Annotated in this window: 28 protein-coding genes; 14 read left to right on the forward strand and 14 right to left on the reverse strand. The window is 53.3% G+C overall.

Annotation, left to right across the window (positions count from 1 at the left end; all coding sequences use genetic code 11):
* Positions 1-149 precede the first annotated feature (149 nt).
* Positions 150-1,070: a Kdo(2)-lipid IV(A) acyltransferase gene (locus ACLD4F_RS00760; RefSeq protein WP_000163977.1), complete on the reverse strand. Its 921-nt coding sequence runs from the start codon at positions 1,068-1,070 to the stop codon at positions 150-152.
* A gap of 219 nt (positions 1,071-1,289) precedes the next feature.
* On the opposite strand from ACLD4F_RS00760, the gene ACLD4F_RS00765 reads away from it, so the two are divergent.
* Complete coding sequence (locus ACLD4F_RS00765) at positions 1,290-2,342, forward strand: rhodanese-related sulfurtransferase (RefSeq protein ID WP_001144629.1); 1,053 nt, start codon at positions 1,290-1,292, stop codon at positions 2,340-2,342.
* 51 nt (positions 2,343-2,393) lie between these two features.
* On the opposite strand, the gene ACLD4F_RS00770 is transcribed toward ACLD4F_RS00765, so the two are convergent.
* The 10 genes from ACLD4F_RS00770 to mdtH all read right to left on the reverse strand — a co-directional run bounded on the left by ACLD4F_RS00770 (position 2,394) and on the right by mdtH (position 9,802).
* A complete protein-coding gene (locus ACLD4F_RS00770) occupies positions 2,394-2,969 on the reverse strand; it encodes a YceI family protein (RefSeq protein WP_000739886.1) in 576 nt (191 codons plus the stop codon).
* Positions 2,966-3,538 (reverse strand): cytochrome b, encoded by a 573-nt coding sequence (locus tag ACLD4F_RS00775; protein WP_183060579.1) that lies wholly within the window; start codon positions 3,536-3,538, stop codon positions 2,966-2,968. Before ACLD4F_RS00775 ends, ACLD4F_RS00770 begins: the two co-directional genes overlap by 4 nt.
* 262 nt (positions 3,539-3,800) lie before the next feature.
* Positions 3,801-3,914, reverse strand: coding sequence for a YceO family protein (locus ACLD4F_RS00780; protein WP_001253282.1), 114 nt, complete (start codon positions 3,912-3,914; stop codon positions 3,801-3,803).
* Between the two features lie 40 nt (positions 3,915-3,954).
* Complete coding sequence (gene solA / locus ACLD4F_RS00785; protein WP_024798075.1) at positions 3,955-5,073, reverse strand: N-methyl-L-tryptophan oxidase; 1,119 nt, start codon at positions 5,071-5,073, stop codon at positions 3,955-3,957.
* A gap of 112 nt (positions 5,074-5,185) precedes the next feature.
* A complete protein-coding gene (gene bssS / locus ACLD4F_RS00790) occupies positions 5,186-5,440 on the reverse strand; it encodes a biofilm formation regulator BssS (RefSeq protein WP_000414441.1) in 255 nt (84 codons plus the stop codon).
* 289 nt (positions 5,441-5,729) lie between these two features.
* Positions 5,730-5,975, reverse strand: a complete 246-nt coding sequence (gene dinI / locus ACLD4F_RS00795; protein WP_001217763.1) for a DNA damage-inducible protein I — start codon at positions 5,973-5,975, stop codon at positions 5,730-5,732.
* Between the two features lie 73 nt (positions 5,976-6,048).
* Positions 6,049-7,095 carry a dihydroorotase gene (gene pyrC / locus ACLD4F_RS00800; RefSeq protein ID WP_023219170.1) on the reverse strand — a complete coding sequence of 349 codons (1,047 nt, stop codon included), beginning with the start codon at positions 7,093-7,095 and terminating at the stop codon, positions 6,049-6,051.
* Positions 7,096-7,197: 102 nt separating this feature from the next.
* On the reverse strand, positions 7,198-7,758 hold the full coding sequence (locus ACLD4F_RS00805; RefSeq protein ID WP_000713054.1) for a lipoprotein: 561 nt from the start codon (positions 7,756-7,758) through the stop codon (positions 7,198-7,200).
* Between the two features lie 124 nt (positions 7,759-7,882).
* Positions 7,883-8,530 (reverse strand): glutaredoxin 2, encoded by a 648-nt coding sequence (grxB, locus tag ACLD4F_RS00810; protein WP_411010631.1) that lies wholly within the window; start codon positions 8,528-8,530, stop codon positions 7,883-7,885.
* 63 nt (positions 8,531-8,593) lie between these two features.
* Entirely contained in the window at positions 8,594-9,802 is a 1,209-nt protein-coding gene (gene mdtH, locus ACLD4F_RS00815; protein WP_411010632.1) for a multidrug efflux MFS transporter MdtH, read from the reverse strand.
* A gap of 236 nt (positions 9,803-10,038) precedes the next feature.
* Between mdtH and rimJ the strand changes: the two genes are divergently transcribed.
* The 4 genes from rimJ to murJ all read left to right on the forward strand — a co-directional run bounded on the left by rimJ (position 10,039) and on the right by murJ (position 14,070).
* Entirely contained in the window at positions 10,039-10,623 is a 585-nt protein-coding gene (gene rimJ, locus ACLD4F_RS00820; RefSeq protein WP_000468204.1) for a ribosomal protein S5-alanine N-acetyltransferase, read from the forward strand.
* 35 nt (positions 10,624-10,658) lie between these two features.
* The gene (locus tag ACLD4F_RS00825; RefSeq protein ID WP_183060571.1) at positions 10,659-11,306 is read left to right on the forward strand and encodes a YceH family protein; all 648 of its coding nucleotides are present in this window, start codon (positions 10,659-10,661) and stop codon (positions 11,304-11,306) included.
* Position 11,307: 1 nt separating this feature from the next.
* Positions 11,308-12,231: a Gfo/Idh/MocA family protein gene (locus ACLD4F_RS00830; RefSeq protein ID WP_411010633.1), complete on the forward strand. Its 924-nt coding sequence runs from the start codon at positions 11,308-11,310 to the stop codon at positions 12,229-12,231.
* Positions 12,232-12,534: 303 nt separating this feature from the next.
* Entirely contained in the window at positions 12,535-14,070 is a 1,536-nt protein-coding gene (gene murJ / locus ACLD4F_RS00835) for a murein biosynthesis integral membrane protein MurJ (RefSeq protein WP_001537775.1), read from the forward strand.
* A gap of 81 nt (positions 14,071-14,151) precedes the next feature.
* On the opposite strand, the gene flgN is transcribed toward murJ, so the two are convergent.
* From flgN to flgA, 3 genes are all read right to left on the reverse strand, one after another.
* Entirely contained in the window at positions 14,152-14,574 is a 423-nt protein-coding gene (gene flgN, locus ACLD4F_RS00840) for a flagella biosynthesis chaperone FlgN (RefSeq protein WP_000197547.1), read from the reverse strand.
* Between the two features lie 4 nt (positions 14,575-14,578).
* Positions 14,579-14,872 carry a flagellar biosynthesis anti-sigma factor FlgM gene (gene flgM / locus ACLD4F_RS00845; protein WP_000020893.1) on the reverse strand — a complete coding sequence of 98 codons (294 nt, stop codon included), beginning with the start codon at positions 14,870-14,872 and terminating at the stop codon, positions 14,579-14,581.
* A 91-nt stretch (positions 14,873-14,963) separates the two neighbouring features.
* The gene (gene flgA / locus ACLD4F_RS00850) at positions 14,964-15,623 is read right to left on the reverse strand and encodes a flagellar basal body P-ring formation chaperone FlgA (protein ID WP_411010634.1); all 660 of its coding nucleotides are present in this window, start codon (positions 15,621-15,623) and stop codon (positions 14,964-14,966) included.
* A 156-nt stretch (positions 15,624-15,779) separates the two neighbouring features.
* On the opposite strand from flgA, the gene flgB reads away from it, so the two are divergent.
* The 9 genes from flgB to flgJ are packed head-to-tail and all read left to right on the forward strand — an operon-like array spanning position 15,780 to position 22,936.
* On the forward strand, positions 15,780-16,196 hold the full coding sequence (gene flgB / locus ACLD4F_RS00855; RefSeq protein WP_000887042.1) for a flagellar basal body rod protein FlgB: 417 nt from the start codon (positions 15,780-15,782) through the stop codon (positions 16,194-16,196).
* A 3-nt stretch (positions 16,197-16,199) separates the two neighbouring features.
* Positions 16,200-16,604, forward strand: coding sequence for a flagellar basal body rod protein FlgC (gene flgC / locus ACLD4F_RS00860; protein ID WP_001196448.1), 405 nt, complete (start codon positions 16,200-16,202; stop codon positions 16,602-16,604).
* Between the two features lie 11 nt (positions 16,605-16,615).
* Entirely contained in the window at positions 16,616-17,314 is a 699-nt protein-coding gene (gene flgD / locus ACLD4F_RS00865; protein WP_000020450.1) for a flagellar hook assembly protein FlgD, read from the forward strand.
* Positions 17,315-17,340: 26 nt separating this feature from the next.
* On the forward strand, positions 17,341-18,552 hold the full coding sequence (gene flgE / locus ACLD4F_RS00870) for a flagellar hook protein FlgE (protein WP_411010635.1): 1,212 nt from the start codon (positions 17,341-17,343) through the stop codon (positions 18,550-18,552).
* Positions 18,553-18,572: 20 nt separating this feature from the next.
* Positions 18,573-19,328 carry a flagellar basal body rod protein FlgF gene (locus ACLD4F_RS00875; RefSeq protein WP_000349278.1) on the forward strand — a complete coding sequence of 252 codons (756 nt, stop codon included), beginning with the start codon at positions 18,573-18,575 and terminating at the stop codon, positions 19,326-19,328.
* Between the two features lie 13 nt (positions 19,329-19,341).
* Positions 19,342-20,124: a flagellar basal-body rod protein FlgG gene (flgG, locus tag ACLD4F_RS00880; RefSeq protein WP_000625851.1), complete on the forward strand. Its 783-nt coding sequence runs from the start codon at positions 19,342-19,344 to the stop codon at positions 20,122-20,124.
* 54 nt (positions 20,125-20,178) lie between these two features.
* Positions 20,179-20,877 (forward strand): flagellar basal body L-ring protein FlgH, encoded by a 699-nt coding sequence (flgH, locus tag ACLD4F_RS00885; RefSeq protein WP_001174897.1) that lies wholly within the window; start codon positions 20,179-20,181, stop codon positions 20,875-20,877.
* Positions 20,878-20,888: 11 nt separating this feature from the next.
* Complete coding sequence (locus ACLD4F_RS00890) at positions 20,889-21,986, forward strand: flagellar basal body P-ring protein FlgI (RefSeq protein WP_411010636.1); 1,098 nt, start codon at positions 20,889-20,891, stop codon at positions 21,984-21,986.
* On the forward strand, positions 21,986-22,936 hold the full coding sequence (gene flgJ / locus ACLD4F_RS00895; RefSeq protein ID WP_000578680.1) for a flagellar assembly peptidoglycan hydrolase FlgJ: 951 nt from the start codon (positions 21,986-21,988) through the stop codon (positions 22,934-22,936). Before ACLD4F_RS00890 ends, flgJ begins: the two co-directional genes overlap by 1 nt.
* Positions 22,937-22,997: the final 61 nt, after the last annotated feature.

Genomic DNA, 22,997 nt, shown 5'->3' on the forward strand with positions numbered 1-22,997 from the left:
TCCACAGTATGATGCGCGGTTTGCGCTATCATCAATTTAATTATGAGCGTACTAATTATAATTATGCGCCGACCTTACCAGCCTCGCAATGTGGGGAGCTTTTAAAGCTAAAAGAGGGGAAAAATTGCAGCCTGACGGCTGCAATCCTGTCAATAGCGCGACGGTACGCCTTCAGGGCGAGTTTTAAAGCGGCGATGCAGCCACATATACTGCTCTGGCGCCATCATAATGCACTGCTCAACAATCTTATTCATCCATGCGGCAGTCGCTTCTGCGCTCTCCAGCGGAGGCGAATATTCCGCAGGAAGAATGATCAGTTCGTAGCCTTTCCCATCGGGTTTACGGCGAGGCACGAAGGGGATAATACAGGCTTTAGACATGCGCGCGAGCATCCAGGTACCGGAGGTCGTGGCGGCCTGGTCGACGGCAAATAATGGTACAAAAACGCTGGCGCGTGGGCCATAATCGTGATCCGGCGCATACCAGATCAATTCGCCGCTTTTCAATGCCTTAACCATGCCTTTCAGATCTTTGCGATCCAACATCGATTTATTGGAGCGTAAGCGTCCCCAGGTCTGTAACCAGTCGAGCAACGGATTATCATTCGGGCGATAAACCCCGATCCCCGGGTTATGCATACCAAACATGCGGGCGCCAAACTCAAGGGTAAGAAAATGTATTCCTACCAGAATGAACCCCAGCCCCTGCGCCTTAACTTCACGGATATGCTCCAGACCGCTCGCTTCCATCCAGCGGTTCACTCGCCGATCGGGCCAGAACCAGGCCATGCCGGTTTCCATCACGCCCATACCGACGGATTCAAAGTTTTTGACCACCATGGTGTGGCGTTCCTGCGCGGTCATTTCCGGAAAGCATAATTCAAGGTTGCGATAGGCGATTTTCGCGCGGCGTTTCATTACGCGTCGCGCCAGGTGGCCCAATGCGCAACCCAATTTATAGATGACCGGGTAAGGGAGTTGCACGACCAACCAAAGCGCGCCTATACCCAACCAGGTTAACCAATAGCGCGGGTGCAGTAAGGCCACGGAGAACTTAGGCAACTTCGTCATTTCTATCCTGTCTTTCAACGAACAATTCCCCGTATTCTCGCATCTTTTTGCGTTGAGCAAAAATATGTAGCAGGAGAGTGGCGATTAAATCGACAATTGTTGTTAATTATTTAGTGTAAAGCAGGAAATGTAGCGCAAAATGTGTGGATGTAAATTGGCGAGACTTGCCTTATCATGCCTGCCCACTTTATTTTTTGCTGATTGCAGGATACGTACACCATGCCAGTGTTACACAACCGCATCTCTAATGACGAGCTGAAAGCCAAAATGCTGGCGGAAAGCGAGCCGCGTACGACAATTTCTTTTTATAAATATTTCACTATCGCCTCGCCGCAACAGACGCGGGACGCGTTGTATCAGGTATTTACGGCGTTGGATGTTTTTGGTCGCGTTTACCTGGCGCATGAAGGCATCAATGCGCAAATCAGCGTGCCGCAAAGCAAGCTCGAGACGTTTCGTCAACAGCTTTATACGTTCGACCCCGCGCTGGACGGGCTGCGTTTAAATATTGCGCTGGAGGATGACGGAAAGTCATTTTGGGTGCTGCGTATGAAAGTTCGCGACCGTATCGTTGCTGACGGTATTGACGATCCGACTTTTGACGCCAGTAATGTCGGCGATTATCTGAAGGCGGCAGATGTGAATGCGATGCTGGACGATCCTGATGCGGTCTTTATTGATATGCGCAACCACTATGAGTATGAAGTCGGCCATTTCGAAAATGCTTTGGAAATTCCGGCGGATACGTTTCGTGAACAGTTGCCAAAAGCGGTTGAAATGCTGCGGGAACATGCAGATAAAAAGATAGTGATGTACTGTACCGGCGGTATTCGTTGTGAGAAAGCCAGCGCCTGGATGAAACACAACGGTTTCAATAAAGTCTGGCATATTGAGGGTGGCATCATTGAGTACGCCCGTCGCGCGCGCGAGCAGGGGCTTCCCGTTCGCTTTATCGGCAAAAACTTTGTATTTGATGAGCGAATGGGCGAACGAATCTCGGATGAGGTTATCGCGCATTGCCATCAGTGCGGCGCGCCCTGCGATAGCCATACCAACTGCAAAAACGACGGTTGCCATCTGCTGTTTATCCAGTGTCCGCAGTGCGCCAGTAAATTTAACGGCTGCTGTAGTGAACAATGCTGTGAAGAGTTGGCCTTGCCGGAGGAAGAACAGCGCCGACGTCGCGCGGGTCGCGAAAACGGCAATAAAATTTTTAATAAATCGCGTGGTCGGCTTAATAGCAAACTGAGCATTCCCGATCCAGCTGAGTAATATTTTGCCGGATAGCGGCGTAAAGGCCGCTATCCGGCATTTCGCTAGGCGTTACTTCTGCTGAACGCCTTCTACTGAGATTATAAGCTCAACCTCTTGTGATGCCGGGCCGAGATCGGTAGTTATATTGAAATCCTTCAGCTTAATTTTTCCTTCGGCCTCAAAGCCCGCGCGCTTACCGCCCCACGGATCGTCGCCCTGACCCATCAGCTTCGCTTCCAGCGTCACCGGTTTAGTCACGCCATTGAGCGTCAGATTGCCGGTAATATCCAGTTCATCGCCCTCTTTTTTCACGCTGGTAGAGGTGAAGGTTGCCTGCGGGAATTTCGCAACATTAAGAAATTCCGCGCTACGCAGGTGTTTGTCACGTTCTGCATGGTTAGTGTCGACGCTATTGGTGTTAATGGTCACATTCACTTTGTCTGCCGACGGATTTTTTTCGTCAAAAGTGAACGTGCCGTCGAAATCTTTAAAGGTGCCGTATAGCCAGCTGTAGCCCAGATGCTGGATGCGGAAATTGACGAACGCATGTTGGCCTTCTTTATCAATTTTATACTCCGCCGCCACGGCGGAACCGGTCGTGAATAACAAGGATGCGAGGGTGAATCCCAGCAGGTTTTTTTTCATTTTTGAGCTCCATAGTCAGATGACGACATTCCTGTCATACGTTTCAGTGTGTCGTCTTTATCGATGAAATGGTGTTTTAGCGCCATAACCCCATGCGAGAGCGAGATAATGACCAGCGACCAGGCAAACCACAGATGCAGCGTTCCGGCGATGTCAGCCTGCGCGCCCGCGTCCATAAGCGTGGCCGGAATCTCAAACCAGCCAAAGACGCTAATCGGTTTACCATCGGCGGTGGAAATCAGGTAGCCGCTAATGATTATCGCAAAGAGCAGGAGATACAGGAGGAGATGACCCGCGGCGGCGCCAGCGCGCGTTAAACGGGAATAGCTGGCCAGCGCAACGGGCGGTGGCGAATAAAGCCGCCAGATAATACGCACGATCAGCGCCATCATCAGTAATATGCCAATACTTTTATGTATTTCCGGTGCCTGGTGATACCAGCCGTCGTAATAACTGAGCGTGACCATCCATAAACCCAACGCAAACATGCCATAGACCACCAGGGCGGTCAGCCAGTGGAGCGCGGCGGAAACCACGCCATAACGCTGTGGAGTATTTTTAAATTGCATAAACACACCAATGAATATTTCACGAGAGAATGAAAATGGCGTGGAAAAGCGCCGAATGCAACTTATAAATAAGAATTTGAATGATATTTATTTTTATTTCAATAATTTTGATGTTGTTTGCGGTTCAGCTTCAGAAGTTTCGAGATATTTCCCCCTGATAACCGCGCAACGGCAGGAACTGGCATTATTACCGTGCTTCAACATTATGAAATAAAAAGTGAGGAATTTTCAGGAAGTGTCAGTTAACGTCAATGAAAAGCAATCAGAAGAAAAGGAGATAAACAATATCCATCACCGCCAACAGCGACCAAAGAATAACGTAAAGCATGAAATGTTCGCGAATATTATTCATCAGAAAATGAAAGAGACGGCGCATAGGTTACCTTAATAAACAGCCCCTTTACGGGGCCGACAAATTATTGGCTAAAACGGGAAAGCCGGAACGGCGTCAGATCAAAGGAGGATGTTTTTCCCAACGCAAAATCCGCAGCGATTTCTCCTAACACCGGGGCGAATTTAAAACCATGTCCGCTGAGTCCAGTGATGACAAGCGTGTTCTCATGGCCAGGCAGCGTATCGATAATAAAATCCTCGTCCGGCGAATTATCATAGGTACATGCCGCCCCATGTAAACAACCGCCGATACCCGGCAGTACGTTACGCAGGAAAGGAAATGCTTCCGCGCCATCGCTGGCAACGGCGGCAAAGGGCTTGCGCTCTTCCGGAGCCTGTATTAGCTGTCCGCCATTGTGTTTGCCGATTTTTAACTCGTCGTTCTCCGCCGGGAAGCCGTAATATTGATCGCCGTTGGGCATTTCGCCGGTAAAGGCCGGAAAGCGGTTTTTAGTGCTGTAACGTCCATCCGCCTTAAACCAGGCAAAAACTTTACGTACGGGCTGAACGGGCAGCTCCGGTACCAGCGCTTTTACCCAGGTGCCCGCGCTAATCAGCGCCTTGCTGGCGTGGTAGCTGCCTTCACTCGTCTCTATCGTCACACCGTTATCATCATGGTGAATATGGCTTACCGGGCTGTTGAATAGCTGTGCGCAGCCAGCCTCTCGGGCCAGACGAAGCCATGTGGTAATGGCTAATTCGCTGCGCAGGAAACCGGAGTCAGCTTCAAACAGCCCGATATAATTATCGGGCACGCGAATTTCCGGCCAGCGCGTCATGAGGGCCGTCGCGTCCAGGCGCTCGACGTTCAATTGCCACTGTTGCGCGCTTCGTGCGACGTTGGCTAAGAAAGCGGAATCGGCCGGGCCGAGGTTAACGACGCCAGAGCGGACAAAAATAGGCTCTTCATTGTGTGTGGAGAGTTCATCCCAAAGCGTCTGGGCGCGAAGCACCAGCGGGACATATTTTTCGCCTTCACCATAAGCGTGGCGGATAAGTCGGGTATCGCCGTGGTGGCTGCCCTGTTGATGAGGCGGCATATGCGCATCGGTCATCAGGACCTTTAGCCCGGCGCGGGTGGCGTAATAACCAGCGGCGGCGCCAACCGAACCGCTGCCGATAATAATAAGGTCGTATTTCATCAGCTTCTCTCTGCTATCGCGATGATTTCAGGGTAAATAACTGCGCTGAGATATACAAGCCAGAAATAAGTGAGGCACCTTACGGTGCCTGAGAGAGGGGGAGCGCGTCACGCTAATGGCGACGATACTCGTTTTCCTGGTAATCGCCTGATTCTATTTTGGCGATGCCGGCTTCTAATATTGAAATAAATTGCCTGGCTACATCTGTTGTTAACCAGAGCGTTTGACCAACTTCAGTCCCTTCCGGTTCCGGACGATTTGGGGTCTGGTAGTGCAAACGCAGCATCAGCGCATCATAGCTATCGACGGTGCTGATGTCCCATCCTACAAGCGGATGGGTCTGAATGACTTCATTATTCTTTTCCATCATGCCCCCCTGGTACGTGTTATAAGACAACGGTTCTCGAGGTTCAATGCGTGTTTTTCTTCTGAAGCAACTTCAGTATACCAATTAATAAGGCTATTCACTGCGTTTTTAAAGAGACCGGAGGATAAATTTCTCTTTTTAAGAATTATATGAACAATAAAGCGGCAGTTCATTCATATTTTTTTAGGATGTTGTGCAATTATTTTGAGGGTCAGGCGAAATATTCATCAGTTGCGCAAATAAAAAAGCCGGGGCGACCCGGCAAACATACATCACTGCATATCATTTTTTATTCATTGATGAACCAGTCATCAGCACTCTCCCAGGTCTCCTGGAGAATCTCGCTAATGCGTTCTTTGTCCTCTTTTGATGCGCCAATGACGGACAAGTTGTTGGCGGTAGCGTAACGCACGGTGACGTTACCCAAGTTCTCAGGAAAATGATGGCTAATACGACGGGAGAGTTCGCCCGCCAGCGCATCAATCGCACCGGCAGGCAGAGGTGACGTTTTGGCTATAGTGACTTCAATACGCATAATGGCCCCCTGTTGAATATACTGGATATATATACAGTTAAATCCAATATATAGCAACAGGTAAGCGCATTTTTTATTTTTTTACTGACCAGCGTACTGTTTCACCCGCTAAAAAAGGCACCAGCGAATCATCAGCCAGCGCGATATTTTCCGGTACCTGTTGTTCATCGCGAACCAGTTCCACCCACCCCGTATTCACCGGCAGGCCATAGAATTGCGGGCCATTCAGTGAACAGAACGCTTCAAAGTGCGCCAGCGCGTTCATTTCCTCAAACACGGCGGCATAACTGCCAAGGGCGGAGGGGGCGTTGAAACAACCGGCGCAGCCGCAACTGGTCTCTTTACGATGACGTGAATGCGGCGCTGAATCCGTCCCCAGGAAGGCGCGCGTAAAACCACTGGCGACCAGGTCGCGTAACGCCTGCTGGTGAATATTGCGTTTCAGAATCGGCAGACAGTACAGGTGAGGACGAATGCCGCCGACCAGCATATCATTACGGTTAAACATTAAATGTTGAGGCGTAATGGTAGCCGCCAGGTTGTCGTTGCCGTCACGTACATACTGCGCGGCATCTTTGGTCGTGATGTGCTCAAAGACCACTTTAAGCGCGGTCAGACGCTGGCGTAGCGGTTCCATTACGGTGTCGATAAAACGCGCTTCACGATCGAAGATATCAACCTCCGCATGGGTCACCTCACCGTGGACCAGCAATGGCATTCCGAGTTTTTCCATCCGCTCCAGTACCGGCATGATAGCGTCGACTGACGTTACGCCATGACTGGAGTTAGTGGTGGCATTGGCCGGGTAAAGCTTAGCCGCAGTAAACACGCCTTCATGGAAACCACGCTCCAGTTCATCGGCATCGAGCGAATCCGTTAAATAGCAGGTCATTAACGGCGTGAAATCATGCCCGGCGGGCACCGCATCGAGAATACGCTGGCGGTAGGCGATCGCTGCATCAACGGTCGTGATGGGGGACGCCAGGTTCGGCATCACGATAGCGCGACCATAAATTTCGCTGGTATAGGGTACGACCGTTTTTAACATGTCGCCATCGCGAAGGTGAACGTGCCAGTCGTCCGGGCGGCGGATCTTTAAAACCTGGGATGGTGCAGTCATTAATAAGCTCCGGCTGAGGAATAGTCTTTTTGCCGGAAACAAAGGATAAGCGGAAACGTTTTCGTTTGCACGTAAAAAAAGGCGCGAGCGCGCCCTCCGAAATCAATTGGTGAAAGGAATAACGATTTCACCAGGTTTAACTTCAATGCCTTTCGCGAGTTTCTTCGCTAACGCTTCGCCTTTACTACTGTCCTCACGCAACACGTAAGCGGGCCGCTGGTTAAAGTAGCTACGTAAAGACTGATTTAAATAAGGCAGGAGCGTTTGTAGCACCGATTGCATTTTCTCCGGCGTCACGGTGGCGTCTACTACTTCCATCTCCTGAAGATAGATGGCGCCTTTTTCTTTATCAAAGACCGGCAGGGCTTTTAGCTTGAGTTTCATCGTCGCTTTTTGACTGCCAAACAGGGAATTCATATCCAGCCTGGCATCGCCAGTAAGGGTGACTTTATTAGGCTCTTCCCGACCAATCTGGCTGGCAAGGTTAGTCAATACGATATGCGCGTCGGCAATGCCGGGCAGACCAATATCTTTTGAGAAATTATTCCGTTTTTCAAGCGCTTGATTGATTTCTTGTTCGCTAATGGTGTATTGCGTAAGTTGATTACAACCCACTAACAGGCCGCTAACTACCAGCGCAGCGGCAAAAAAAAACTTTTTCATGGCGTTCCTTAGCATGTTGCCTGTGCCCTAATCTTGACACAAAGCAGCATGTCGCGCCAGCGGACATGGCGCCACTAGAAAAAGCTGAAAAAGGCGGCAAGAAAGGGTTGCCGCCTGGCGGGCGTTAGATAGCCATTGAGGAGAGTAAATTAATTTGCGTCTGCTTTGCCATATTATCGCGATAGTCCGCGACTTTTGTCGGCCAGTGAATACCGGCGACCAGCGTCAGATTACGCAGAAGCGGAAACAGATGAATATCATCTTCCGATAATTCGCCGTTAACGGCGTTAGGCTGTACGATGAGTTTATCCAGCAAACGTAAATCATCGCCGATCTTTTTAATCAGTCCGGCAGAGTGCGCAAGATGGTTGTCAAAACTGCCAGATGAGGCTTCTTTTTTGCGGATAAAATACTGGCGTGCCGCAGGGGTAGAAAATTCATCGAAAGCGGATTTTGCAAATCGCGGCAGCAGTAGCTGATTAACGTAACCGTTAACTTTGCGCAACCACTCTTCAATGGCTGGATTGCGTTTCTCGGTTAACAGCGGTTTGCCGTCGAGGTTGTCGACATAATGTACAATATCCATACTTTCAGGAAGGTAGCGACTATCATCTTTTTGCAGGATGGGTACCATCTTTTGACCAATCATCCGGGTGGGCGTCGCCTCGTCGTCATTTTGTAACACGTTAAGTTCAACGGGGATGTTCTTCAGGCCGAAAATCATGCGGGCTTTAACGCAGAAAGGGCAATGATCGTAAATATAAAGCTTCACGTTTCTCCTCCATTTGACTGTCGGTTCCTGACCAGTATGGAGGAGATAGCGACAGGTATCAAATCAGGCGTCGGGTTCCAGCATCCGGCGCGGCGTGCGTTTATGACTAAACTGCCAGCCTAAAGCCAAAAAGGTGATAAAGCCGACAATACCGAGCATCATCCACGGTAGTTCAGGCTGCGCAAGCGCTTTACCCATATCAAACAACCAGCCGCCGCCGATATAACCAATCGCGCCGCCAATGGCTAATCCCAGACGGCTAAAGCCCATATAGCTTCCCCGCGCCCTCGCGTCCGCGAGCGACGCGCTGAGCGTTTCGCGCGCCGGTTCGGCGATAACCGAGCCGATGTAGAAAGCGCAAATAAGCGTAAAAAGCTGCTGTAAATTGCCCACCATCCCGATGGGGATCATGCTCAGCGACATGACGAGCAAACCGGCCATCAGCCGATGCTCTAGCCGAAAACGCTTTTCGCTCCAGCGGGCAATCGGGTAGAGCAACGTCAGCGAGAGACACGCCTCTATAGCGTACATCCATTTCACGGCAGCAGGCGAACCGGCGATATCGTTTACCATAATCGGCAGCATTAACATGACCTGTACCGCCAGCATATAGTAGCCCGCCAGCGTCAGCACGTAGGTGACAAACCTTTTATCGCTCATGACGCGGCGCATTCCTTCACGCACCGGCGTTCTGACCGTTGATAGCTTCCAGGCCGGAAGCAGCCATGCGTTGAAAAGGGCGCATAATATGAACAAAATAGCGCCCGTCGCGCAGACCAGGCGAAAATCGTATTGTAGCAACCAGCTTCCCAGTAGCGCGCCAATCACCGCGCCCGCGCTGTCCTGCATCATCAACAGAGAGAAGAAGCGGCCCCGTTGCTCCGGACGAATTAATTTGACCACCAGCGCTGAGCGCGGCGGGTCAAAAAGCGTACCGCCGAGACCGGAAAGAAAGCAGGAAAACCACAAGAGCCAGGGCTCATGCGCGATACCCATGGTGGCAAAGCCTGCGGCGCGCATCAGCATACCGGTGACAATCATCGGTTTCGCGCCAAAGCGATCGGCGATGGCGCCGCCAAAAATGCCCAGACCTTGTTGAATAAACTGGCGCAGGCCGAGCGCGATCCCTACCATTACGGCAGCCCACCCCATTTGATCGACAAAGCGAATAGAGATGAGCGGGAATACGACGAAAAAACCCAGCACCACCAACATGTTATCGATGAGAAGAAAATATTTACCCAGGTTCCTCGCCTGCGAGACGCGCGACATTTCCCCTCCCGGGAAATAAAAGATGAGCGTCTTCTATTCTGCGGCGGCGTTTCGTTTTTTCCTACCGTTAGCGGGACAATATTTTTTTATCAAAAGTCCTTTTTAATCGAGAGTTTTCATCAAAATGTGGCAGCAATTCAAAAAATGACGATTTGCGCTTTTCACAGAGCCTGGTTGCGCAGGTATAGTAATGTTACTGGCGTGCTGAAGACGTTACAGGAAGGAGTAGGTATAGAATGTTTGGCTATCGTAGTAACGTGCCAAAAGTGCGCTTAACCACCGATCGTCTGGTGGTACGTTTAGTGCATGAGCGTGATGCCTGGCGTCTGGCCGATTATTACGCGGAAAATCGTCATTTTTTAAAACCCTGGGAACCGGTCCGTGATGAAAGTCATTGTTATCCTTCAGGATGGCAGGCGCGTCTGGGAATGATCGGTGAATTTCACAAACAGGGCTCCGCCTTCTATTTCGCGCTGCTTGATCCGGAAGAAAAAGAAATTATCGGCGTGGCGAATTTTTCCAATGTGGTGCGCGGTTCTTTTCATGCCTGTTATCTGGGCTATTCCATTGCGCAAAAGTGGCAGGGGCAAGGGCTGATGTTTGAAGCCCTAACCGCTGCGATTCGCTATATGCAGCGCACTCAGCATATCCACCGTATCATGGCGAATTATATGCCGCACAACAAACGTAGCGGCGCGTTGCTGGCGCGGCTTGGTTTTGAAAAAGAAGGCTATGCGAAAGATTACCTGTTGATCGATGGACAATGGCGCGACCATGTCCTGACGGCGTTAACCACGCCGTTATGGACGCCGGGGCGTTGAGCGGCTTACGGAATGAGAGGCAAAGGGAGAAAACGATGAAATATGAATTAACCGCCACTGAAGCGCGAGTGATTGGCTGTCTGCTGGAAAAGCAGGTGACAACGCCGGAACAGTATCCGCTTTCCGTCAACGGGGTGGTGACAGCCTGTAATCAGAAAACCAACCGTGAACCGGTGATGAACCTGACGGAACAAGAGGTACAAGAACAGCTCGATAACCTGGTGAAACGCCATTTCTTACGCACGGTCAGCGGGTTTGGCAACCGCGTCACCAAATATGAACAGCGCTTCTGTAATTCCGAATTTGGCGATCTGAAACTTAGCGCGGCGGAAGTGGCGCTCGTCACTACGCTGCTGCTGCGCGGCGCGCAAACGCCCGGCGAGTTGCGTAGCCGGGCGTCGCGGATGCATGAATTCAGCGATATGGCGGAAGTTGAATCCACGCTGGAACGGCTTGCCAGCCGTGAGGACGGCCCGTATGTCGTCCGTCTGGCGCGTGAACCGGGTAAGCGCGAAAGCCGCTATATGCACCTTTTTTGCGGCGACGTCGATGACCTGTCTCTCCAGACGTCTGCGCCGGAAAGTGCGTCGGGCGATCTTCAGTCGCGCGTCGAAGCGCTGGAAAGCGAAGTGGCGGAGTTAAAGCAGCGGCTGGATTCTTTGTTAGCTCACCTGGGAGAGTAATGTGAGAACATTACGGATTGGCATTGTCGGGTTAGGCGGTATTGCGCAGAAGGCCTGGCTGCCGGTATTAACCAACACCGCCGGATGGACGCTACAGGGCGCCTGGTCTCCTTCGCGGGATAAAGCCTTACGTATCTGCGAAAGCTGGCGCATACCGTATGTGGATTCGCTGGCGAATTTAGCATCCGGCTGCGATGCGGTCTTCGTCCACTCCAGTACCGCAAGCCATTATGCCGTGGTCAGCGAACTTCTCAATGCCGGCGTCCATGTTTGCGTGGATAAACCGCTGGCGGAAAATCTACGTGATGCCGAACGGCTGGTGGCACTGGCGGCGCAAAAAAAATTGACGCTGATGGTTGGCTTTAATCGCCGTTTCGCGCCGCTGTACCGCGAACTGAAGACGCGCCTCGGCACTGCGGCGTCACTGCGTATGGATAAACATCGTACCGATAGCATCGGGCCGCACGACTTACGTTTTACTTTGCTCGATGACTATCTGCATGTCGTGGATACCGCTCTGTGGCTGGCGGGCGGCGAGGCGCGCCTTACCAGCGGCACGTTGCTCACCAGTGAGTCCGGCGAAATGTGCTATGCGGAACATCATTTTTCCGCCGACAAATTACAAATTACCACCAGTATGCACCGGCGCGCCGGAAGTCAGCGTGAATCGGTCCAGGCCGTCACCGACGGCGGGCTGTATGACGTGACGGATATGCGTGAATGGCGCGAAGAGCGCGGGCAGGGTATTCTCATCAAACCCAGTCCGGGTTGGCAAACGACGCTTGAACAGCGTGGTTTTGTCGGATGCGCGCGGCATTTCATTGACTGCGTACAAAATCAGACGGTTCCGGAAACGGCGGGGGAGCAGGCGATTTTGGCCCAGCGCGTCGTGGAGGCGCTGTGGCGGGACGCCATCAGCGAATAACCCTCTGTAACATCTGGCGGTAGTAATTCATCGTAATCCAGGTACTATACCCTCAATAATTCGAGTTGCAGAAAAGCTAACGCACATGCAGCTCGAAGTATGGCGGGTATATATGCCCACTCTACATAATACCTCTTTTCACAGTGAATAATGGCAAACCGTGGGGAGTCTGTAAGGCCTGATAAGACGTTTTAACGTCGCCGTCAGGCGCGGTGATACAGCCGGATACGGCAGAAGTTGCGTTATCCGGTCGATGGATCAGCCATGCAGGAGTTTTACGCCAGGGTCTGGAATACAAAAGAAATGAATTTATTGAAATCGCTGGCTGCCGTCAGCTCGATGACTATGTTTTCACGCGTGTTGGGCTTTGCCCGTGATGCGATTGTCGCCAGAATTTTTGGCGCAGGGATGGCGACCGACGCCTTTTTTGTGGCGTTTAAACTCCCCAATCTACTACGCCGGATCTTTGCCGAAGGCGCTTTTTCTCAGGCCTTTGTGCCTATCCTGGCGGAATATAAGAGCAAGCAGGGTGAAGAAGCGACGCGGATCTTTGTCGCTTACGTTTCCGGCCTGTTGACGCTGGCATTGGCCGTCGTGACGGTGGCCGGTATGCTGGCCGCCCCGTGGGTGATTATGGTAACCGCGCCGGGTTTTGCCGATACTGCGGATAAATTCGCGCTGACGACGCAACTGCTGCGGATTACGTTTCCCTATATTCTGCTGATCTCGCTGGCTTCACTGGTTGGCGCCATTCTCAACACCTGGAATCGCTTCTCTATTCCCGCTTTTGCGCCGACATTTCTTAATATCAGCATGATCGGTTTTGCATTATTCGCCGCGCCATACTTTAATCCGCCGGTGCTGGCGTTAGCCTGGGCAGTCACCGTCGGCGGCGTGCTGCAACTGGTGTATCAACTTCCGTATTTGAAAAAGATCGGTATGCTGGTGCTGCCGCGCATTAACTTTCGCGACACCGGGGCGATGCGGGTGGTCAAACAGATGGGGCCGGCGATTTTGGGCGTTTCCGTCAGTCAGATTTCCCTTATCATCAATACCATTTTCGCCTCGTTTCTGGCCTCTGGCTCGGTTTCATGGATGTACTATGCCGATCGGTTGATGGAGTTCCCGTCCGGCGTGCTGGGCGTGGCGTTGGGGACCATCCTGTTGCCGTCATTGTCGAAAAGCTTTGCCAGCGGCAATCATGATGAGTACTGCCGCCTGATGGACTGGGGGCTGCGTTTGTGCTTTTTACTGGCGTTGCCGAGCGCGGTAGCGTTAGGCATTCTGGCGAAGCCGCTGACGGTCTCGCTGTTTCAGTACGGTAAATTCACCGCCTTTGATGCGGCAATGACGCAGCGGGCGTTAATCGCCTATTCGGTGGGGCTGATTGGCTTGATCGTCGTAAAAGTGCTGGCCCCTGGCTTCTATTCTCGCCAGGATATTAAAACGCCGGTGAAAATCGCCATCGTGACGTTAATCATGACGCAGTTAATGAACCTGGCGTTTATTGGACCGCTGAAACACGCCGGGCTGTCGCTCTCTATTGGTCTGGCGGCATGTCTCAATGCGTCGCTGCTGTACTGGCAACTGCGCAAACAGAATATCTTTACGCCACAACCGGGTTGGATGTGGTTCCTGATGCGTCTGATCATTTCCGTACTGGTGATGGCTGCCGTATTGTTCGGCGTGTTGCATATTATGCCGGAGTGGTCGCAAGGGTCGATGTTATGGCGTTTGCTACGTTTGATGGCGGTAGTGATCGCGGGTATCGCGGCCTATTTTGCCGCGCTTGCCGTGCTGGGCTTTAAAGTTAAAGAGTTTGTTCGCCGGACGGCGTAAATTCAGTGCCTGATAGCTCTGTGCTATCAGGCCTACAAGGCATTCAGGCCGGAAAGGCGCAACGTCGCCATCCGGCACTGATTAGATAGAAATTTTTTTACCGCCGCGGTGAGAGACGGAAGTCTGACCGTCAGCCCCGTACAAGGTCGGCTCCTGGTGAGGTTTCAGCACCTCCAGCGCCTGTTGATTACGCTCGATTTGCCCTTCCAGCAGCCAGCCGTTGTGCTGGTTGAGGTCGCGCAGATGCTGCGTTTTTTCGGTAATCGCCTGCCAGCGCTCTGCAATGTCATCGTTTGCGCTACGCTGCGCGTTCTGCTCCAGACGGCGCTGTTGTTCCAGATAATCCAGCGTCGCCAGCAACGAGCTTTTTTCTTCTGTAATACGCTGTAGCTGGCTGCCGTTAATCTGGCCTACGGAAAGCTGTTGTTGCTCGGCGTCCATCACCGTCTTCAGGTCATTCAGGACGGTGGTCATCTGGTCAAGTATTTCTGACAAACGAGTCATACGCTTATTTACTCTGTAAGTAGCTCTGCGCCTCGCGAATGAGCGAGTCTGCTATTTTTCCCGTATCCATTTTTAACTCACCGTTACGGATAGCCGTTTTTAATGCTTCGACGCGTTCCATATTAATGTCGCTGACGCCTGGCTGCATGAGCTTCGCTTGCGCGTCGCTTAACGTTACGCTGGCGCTCGTCGCGGCGGACGTTTTTTCCTGACGCGTTTTTTGTACCGGCGTATCGCTGGTTTCGCGCGTCTGGACAGTGCTAACGGGTTTCAAAGGTGAGGTACGGTCAATGCTCATTTATTTATCCTCATCGAGGGTTACGTTGTAGCGGCCAGCTACCATCATGGTTGAATATCTCATCGGCAGCCGCGACAAAATCTTTACACAATTATAGGTTAATAAGAATATTCCCATCAGAATCGACGGTTCCACTCACGATTTGACCCGATGTCATGCGCACGCGCGCATTTTGCGCGACGGCGGCATTATTCATCGCCTGACCTTCCGCATTGACGCTAAACCCCTCGCCATTGGCGATGACCTGTACTCGTTGCCCCGCTTTGACGCGCCAGGCCTGACGTATCATCGTAAGCTGTACCGGCTGCCCGGGAGCGAGATCGCGCAAACTGACGGCATCCTGAATCTGACGGATATCCAGTACCGTCCGCGGCGGTAACTGATCCAGCCTGCCACGTTTTAGCGTGACGTTGGCCGGCGTCAATTTTCCGCCGCGCGCGACGGGCGCGGCAACGGCGACATAATTGCCGGTCGCTTGCACATTCACCTGCAAATAACGTTTTTCATTGGCGCAGCGCGCCACCACATTGACGTTGCCCCACAGCTTCGCGCTGCCCGTCATGCTGAAGGCTGGCTGCTCGCAGCTCGGCAGCAGATTGGGCGGTGAGCGGAGCGTGACAACCACCTCATCGCTGAAGCCAGCCAGACGCTGGGCAAACCACGTGGTCAGTTGGGCGTTGATGTCCTGCGCCATTGTCAGGGGGCTGAACAGCAAAGCCGCCACGGCGAATCCTTGTTTTAACGTTTGCATGGTACTTCCCCCTGGTTGATGTCATGACAGGATTCTACCCGTGTGAAGCAAGCATCAACGCAATAAATAGCGACGCATTTTGCGTTTATTCCGGCGATAACGCGCGCGTGAAGGCATTTAAGCTGTCGGCTGAATTTTGCCATTTGCGGAGGAGATATGCTCGACAGGCTCGATGCCGCCTTACGATTTCAGCAGGAAGCGCTAAATCTGCGCGCGCAACGTCAGGAAATATTAGCGGCGAATATCGCCAATGCCGATACGCCGGGGTATCAGGCGCGCGATATTGATTTTGCCAGTGAGTTAAAAAAAGTGATGGTGCGCGGACGGGAAGAAACCGGCGGCGTCGCGTTGTCGTTGACTTCCTCTCGCCATATTCCCGCCCAGGCGGTCTCTTCTCCCGCAGTGGATCTGCTTTACCGCGTACCCGATCAGCCTTCTTTGGATGGTAACACCGTAGATATGGACAGGGAACGTACGCAGTTTGCGGATAACAGTCTCAAATATCAGATGGGGCTTACCGTTCTGGGTAGCCAACTCAAAGGCATGATGAATGTGCTACAGGGAGGAAACTAATTCGTGGCGCTGTTAAACATTTTTGATATTGCCGGATCGGCGCTTGCCGCACAGTCCAAGCGGTTGAACGTTGCGGCCAGTAACCTGGCGAATGCGGATAGCGTCACCGGCCCGGACGGACAGCCTTATCGCGCCAAACAGGTGGTTTTTCAGGTGGACGCCGCGCCGGGGCAAGCCACTGGCGGGGTAAAGGTCGCCAGCGTGATTGAAAGTCAGGCACCGGAAAAGCTGGTTTATGAGCCAGGCAATCCGCTGGCGGACGCTAATGGTTACGTCAAAATGCCCAACGTCGATGTGGTCGGCGAAATGGTCAACACGATGTCAGCCTCGCGCAGCTATCAGGCAAATATCGAAGTCCTGAATACCGTAAAAAGCATGATGCTTAAAACGCTGACATTAGGCCAGTAAAGGAGGCGCGTATGTCTATTGCCGTAAATATGAATGACCCGACCAACACGGGCGTCAAAACGACGACCGGCAGCGGGTCGATGACCGGAAGCAACGCTGCCGATCTGCAAAGCAGTTTCCTGACCTTACTGGTCGCGCAATTGAAGAACCAGGACCCGACTAACCCATTACAAAATAATGAGTTAACGACACAGTTGGCGCAAATCAGTACCGTGAGCGGCATTGAAAAACTGAATACGACGCTGGGGGCTATTTCCGGGCAAATCGATAATAGTCAGTCCCTACAGGCGACCACGCTGATTGGACATGGCGTTATGGTGCCTGGCACCACAATTCTGGCGGGTAAAGGCGCGGAAGAAGGGGCCGTGACGTCCACGACGCCGTTTGGCGTGGAATTGCAACAGCCTGCGGACAAAGTGACGGCAACCATTACCGATAAAGATGGCCGGGTGGTACGGACGCTGGAGATCGGTGAGTTGCGAGCCGGGGTACACACCTTTACCTGGGATGGTAAGCAAACGGACGGAACAACGGTACCGAATGGTTCTTACAACATTGCGATTACCGCCAGCAATGGCGGGACGCAACTGGTGGCGCAGCCGCTGCAATTCGCTCTGGTACAGGGCGTGACGAAGGGCAGTAACGGCAACCTGTTGGATCTGGGTACCTACGGCACCACCACACTCGACGAAGTTCGGCAAATAATCTAAGCCCTTACACTTATCAGGAGTCAGTCATGTCTTTTTCTCAAGCGGTTAGCGGCCTGAACGCTGCGGCCACCAACCTTGATGTTATCGGTAATAACATCGCCAACTCCGCCACCTATGGCTTTAAGTCCGGTACGGCATCATTTGCCGATATGTTCGCCGGTTCCAAAGTGGGGCTGGGCGTAAAAGTGGCGGGGATTACCCAGGATTTTACCGACGGTACGACAACGAACACCGGGCGCGGGCTGGATGTCGCGATTAGCCAGAACGGTTTTTTCCGCCTGGTAGACAGCAACGGTTCCGTGTTCTATAGCCGCAACGGCCAGTTCAAACTGGACGAGAACCGTAACCTGGTCAATATGCAGGGGATGCAGTTGACCGGCTATCCGGCCACCGGTACGCCGCCGACCATTCAGCAGGGGGCGAATCCTGCGCCGATCACCATTCCGAACACGCTGATGGCGGCGAAATCGACCACCACCGCGTCAATGCAGATCAACCTGAACTCGACGGATCCTTTACCGTCTAAAACGCCCTTTAGCGTGAGTGATGCGGATTCGTATAACAAAAAAGGCACCGTCACCGTTTATGACAGCCAGGGTAATGCCCATGACATGAACGTCTATTTTGTGAAAACCAAAGATAATGAATGGGCCGTGTACACCCATGACAGCAGCGATCCTGCAGCCACAGCGCCAACAACGGCGTCCACTACGCTGAAATTCAATGAAAACGGGATTCTGGAGTCTGGCGGTACGGTGAACATCACCACCGGTACGATTAATGGCGCGACAGCGGCCACCTTCTCCCTCAGCTTCCTTAACTCCATGCAGCAGAACACCGGGGCTAACAACATCGTCGCCACCAATCAAAACGGCTATAAGCCTGGCGACCTGGTGAGCTACCAGATTAACAACGACGGCACCGTGGTTGGCAACTATTCCAACGAGCAGGAGCAGGTGCTGGGGCAGATTGTGCTGGCTAACTTCGCCAACAACGAAGGTCTGGCATCCCAGGGCGATAACGTCTGGGCGGCGACGCAGGCCTCCGGGGTTGCGCTGCTGGGGACTGCCGGTTCCGGCAACTTCGGTAAGCTGACGAACGGCGCGCTGGAAGCCTCTAACGTGGATTTGAGTAAAGAGCTGGTGAATATGATCGTCGCGCAGCGTAACTACCAGTCGAATGCGCAGACCATCAAAACCCAGGACCAGATCCTCAATACGCTGGTTAACCTGCGCTAAGCGCCTGACGGGATAGCTTAATGGATCACGCAATTTATACCGCCATGGGGGCGGCCAGCCAGACGCTTAACCAGCAGGCGGTAACGGCCAGCAACCTGGCTAATGCCTCAACGCCGGGCTTTCGCGCACAGCTTAACGCGCTACGCGCGGTGCCCGTTGATGGCCTCTCTTTAGCAACGCGCACGCTGGTTACGGCGTCGACGCCCGGGGCGGATATGACCCCGGGTCAGTTGGACTACACGTCCCGCCCGCTGGATGTTGCGTTGCAGCAGGACGGCTGGCTGGTGGTGCAAGCGGCGGATGGCGCTGAAGGATATACCCGTAACGGGAATATCCAGGTGGGGCCGACCGGGCAGTTAACCATTCAGGGACATCCGGTTATCGGCGAAGGCGGCCCGATCACCGTTCCTGAAGGGTCGGAAATCACCATTGCGGCAGACGGCACGATCTCCGCGCTCAATCCCGGCGACCCGCCAAACACGGTGGCGCCCGTTGGGCGACTGAAGCTGGTCAAAGCGGAAGGCAATGAGGTGCAGCGGAGCGATGACGGTTTATTCCGCCTTACCGCCGAGGCACAGGCTGAACGCGGGGCGGTACTGGCCGCTGACCCGTCAATTCGCATTATGTCGGGCGTGCTGGAGGGCAGTAACGTCAAGCCGGTTGAAGCCATGACCGACATGATCGCCAACGCACGTCGTTTTGAAATGCAGATGAAGGTTATCACCAGCGTAGATGAGAACGAAGGGCGAGCTAACCAACTGCTGTCGATGAGTTAATACAGGACATTTTATGATCAGTTCATTATGGATCGCCAAAACCGGTCTGGACGCGCAGCAAACCAATATGGATGTGATTGCCAATAACCTGGCAAACGTCAGCACCAATGGTTTTAAGCGTCAGCGCGCGGTATTTGAAGATCTGTTGTATCAGACCATCCGCCAGCCGGGCGCGCAGTCGTCCGAGCAGACGACGCTGCCTTCCGGGCTGCAAATCGGTACCGGCGTGCGTCCGGTCGCCACGGAGCGCCTGCACAGCCAGGGGAACCTGTCGCAGACCAACAACAGTAAAGATGTGGCGATTAAAGGGCAGGGCTTTTTCCAGGTCATGCTGCCGGACGGTACGTCTGCCTATACCCGCGACGGCTCTTTCCAGGTGGATCAGAATGGTCAACTGGTGACGGCGGGCGGTTTTCAGGTGCAGCCGGCAATCACCATTCCGGCCAACGCGTTAAGCATCACGATTGGCCGCGACGGCGTGGTCAGCGTTACCCAGCAGGGGCAGGCCGCGCCGGTTCAGGTCGGGCAGCTTAACCTGACCACCTTTATGAACGACACCGGGCTGGAAAGCATCGGCGAGAACCTCTATATCGAAACGCAATCGTCCGGCGCGCCGAACGAAAGCACGCCGGGGCTCAACGGCGCGGGGTTGTTGTATCAAGGGTATGTCGAAACGTCGAACGTTAACGTGGCGGAAGAGCTGGTGAACATGATTCAGGTTCAACGCGCCTATGAAATTAACAGTAAAGCAGTATCGACGACCGATCAGATGCTGCAGAAACTGACGCAACTCTAAGGGGCCGCCGGTGGGGGATACGCCACCGGCTCCCTGATTTTGAAGATGAAGGTAATGCAAAAATACGCGCTTCACGCTTACCCAGTTATGGCCCTGATGGTCGCGACGCTGACAGGATGCGCCTGGATACCCGCTAAACCGCTCGTGCAGGGGGCGACCACGGCGCAGCCGATACCTGGCCCGGTACCGGTGGCGAATGGCTCCATATTTCAGTCTGCGCAGCCGATTAATTATGGCTATCAGCCGCTTTTTGAAGATCGTCGACCGCGTAATATCGGCGATACGCTCACGATTGTGTTACAGGAAAACGTCAGCGCCAGTAAAAGCTCGTCGGCAAATGCCAGTCGCGACGGCAAAACCAGCTTTGGTTTTGATACGGTACCGCGTTATCTGCAGGGATTATTCGGTAATTCCCGCGCGGATATGGAGGCCTCCGGCGGCAACTCTTTTAACGGTAAAGGCGGCGCGAATGCCAGCAATACCTTTAGCGGCACGCTGACCGTGACCGTCGATCAGGTTCTGGCCAATGGCAATTTACACGTCGTGGGGGAAAAACAGATCGCGATTAATCAGGGAACGGAATTCATCCGCTTCTCCGGCGTGGTAAATCCACGCACCATCAGCGGCAGCAACTCCGTTCCCTCGACACAGGTGGCGGATGCGCGGATTGAATATGTCGGGAACGGCTATATTAACGAAGCGCAAAATATGGGCTGGCTGCAACGTTTCTTCCTTAATTTGTCGCCGATGTAAGCGAGGTGTATGTGTTTAAAGCTCTTGCAGGAATCGTTCTGGCACTGGTTGCCACTTTGGCGCACGCCGAGCGTATCCGGGATCTGACCAGTGTCCAGGGAGTACGGGAAAACTCGCTGATCGGCTACGGGCTGGTGGTCGGGCTGGACGGTACGGGCGACCAGACGACCCAGACGCCATTTACCACCCAGACGCTGAATAACATGCTGTCACAACTGGGGATTACGGTCCCCACCGGCACCAACATGCAGTTGAAAAACGTGGCGGCGGTGATGGTGACGGCGTCGTATCCGCCTTTTGCGCGACAGGGACAAACGATCGATGTCGTCGTTTCCTCAATGGGGAACGCTAAAAGTCTGCGTGGCGGGACGTTATTAATGACGCCGTTAAAAGGGGTGGACAGCCAGGTGTATGCTCTGGCGCAGGGCAATATTCTGGTCGGCGGCGCGGGCGCTTCCGCAGGCGGCAGTAGTGTGCAGGTTAACCAGCTTAATGGCGGGCGCATCACTAACGGCGCGATTATCGAACGCGAGTTGCCGACTCAGTTCGGCGCTGGCAACACCATTAATCTGCAATTGAACGACGAAGATTTTACGATGGTGCAGCAAATTACCGACGCCATCAACCGCGCCCGCGGTTACGGCAGCGCCACTGCGCTTGATGCGCGAACGGTACAGGTGCGCGTGCCCAGCGGCAACAGCTCGCAGGTGCGTTTTCTGGCGGACATTCAAAATATGGAAGTCAACGTGACGCCGCAGGATGCAAAAGTCGTGATCAACTCGCGTACCGGTTCGGTGGTCATGAATCGGGAAGTCACGCTGGATAGCTGCGCTGTGGCGCAGGGCAATTTGTCAGTGACAGTCAATCGCCAGCTCAACGTCAACCAGCCGAATACGCCATTTGGCGGCGGGCAGACCGTGGTGACGCCACAGACTCAAATAGATTTGCGTCAGAGCGGCGGATCGCTACAGAGCGTGCGTTCCAGCGCCAATCTGAACAGCGTAGTGCGCGCGCTGAATGCGCTTGGCGCGACGCCGATGGACCTGATGTCGATTTTGCAGTCCATGCAGAGCGCAGGCTGTCTACGCGCCAAACTGGAAATCATCTGATGATCGGAGACGGTAAATTGCTGGCCAGCGCGGCCTGGGATGCGCAATCTCTGAACGAACTGAAAGCGAAAGCGGGCCAGGACCCGGCGGCGAATATCCGTCCTGTGGCCCGTCAGGTGGAAGGGATGTTTGTGCAGATGATGCTGAAAAGTATGCGCGAGGCTTTACCCAAAGATGGTTTATTCAGCAGCGATCAGACGCGTCTGTATACCAGCATGTATGACCAGCAGATCGCCCAGCAGATGACCGCCGGTAAGGGATTGGGGCTGGCGGATATGATGGTTAAACAGATGACGGGCGGGCAGACGATGCCTGCAGATGATGCGCCGCAAGTACCGCTTAAATTCTCCCTGGAGACGGTAAACAGCTATCAAAATCAGGCGCTGACCCAACTGGTGCGCAAAGCCATCCCGAAAACGCCGGACAGCAGCGATGCGCCGCTTTCCGGCGACAGTAAAGACTTTCTGGCCCGGCTTTCGCTCCCGGCGAGGTTGGCCAGCGAACAAAGCGGGGTGCCGCATCATCTGATTCTGGCGCAGGCGGCGCTGGAGTCCGGCTGGGGGCAACGGCAAATCCTGCGGGAGAATGGCGAACCCAGCTATAACGTATTTGGCGTGAAAGCGACCGCCAGTTGGAAAGGGCCGGTGACGGAAATCACCACCACTGAATACGAAAATGGCGAAGCGAAAAAAGTGAAAGCGAAATTCCGCGTCTATAACTCGTATCTGGAGGCGTTATCGGATTATGTTGCGCTGTTAACGCGTAACCCACGCTACGCTGCCGTGACCACTGCCGCCACGGCAGAGCAGGGCGCAGTGGCTCTGCAAAACGCCGGATACGCCACTGACCCGAATTACGCGCGTAAATTGACCAGCATGATTCAGCAGTTGAAAGCGATGAGTGAAAAGGTCAGCAAAACCTACAGCGCGAATCTCGACAATCTCTTTTAAATTGCTCAAGTCCACGTAGTCGCTGCCGATAACAACGAGTATTGAAGGATTAAAAGGAACC

The sequence above is a fragment of the Salmonella sp. 741265050_HSA genome (assembly GCF_046569445.1).
GTDB classification, from domain to species: domain Bacteria; phylum Pseudomonadota; class Gammaproteobacteria; order Enterobacterales; family Enterobacteriaceae; genus Salmonella; species Salmonella enterica.